General features: G+C 32.2%; 1 protein-coding gene. It reads right to left on the reverse strand.

Annotated elements, in window-relative coordinates; genetic code table 11:
* Window positions 1-316, reverse strand: a 316-nt coding sequence (locus CWB75_RS18725) for a hypothetical protein (protein WP_138571426.1), incomplete at its 3' end; no start/stop codon positions are given.
* Window positions 317-422 lie beyond the last annotated feature (106 nt).

Genomic DNA, 422 nt, shown 5'->3' on the forward strand with positions numbered 1-422 from the left:
CATCAATTGCAAAATAAGAGGTATCATTATCAGTTTCAGTTTCAGTTTCAGTTTCAGTTTCAATTTCAATTTCAATTTCAATTATATCGAGTTCAGTTTTATCGATTCTACCTTTAATGTCTTCGGATGAAACTTTTGAATTTAGCTTCATTTTTTCTGGTTTAGTACTACCACTATTAGAAAGCTCTTCGTTCTGTTCTATTTTTTGTTCGATTGAATTAAGCGCGGGCGGCTCTTGGTTAGAGTCATTTATATAGAAAAACAAAGAGGCGATAACAATACCTATAGTTACTAAAATAACATCCTTTTTCATCATAGCTCCTTCGTAAACCTAATATTGATTTGATACCAACGCCAACTTAAGCGGAAAAATATTGTTGGCTAAAATGTTGAACGCAGTGAAAACAGCCAACTGTAAATTT

The sequence above is a fragment of the Pseudoalteromonas sp. S1608 genome, assembly GCF_005887265.1.
Taxonomy (GTDB): domain Bacteria; phylum Pseudomonadota; class Gammaproteobacteria; order Enterobacterales; family Alteromonadaceae; genus Pseudoalteromonas; species Pseudoalteromonas undina.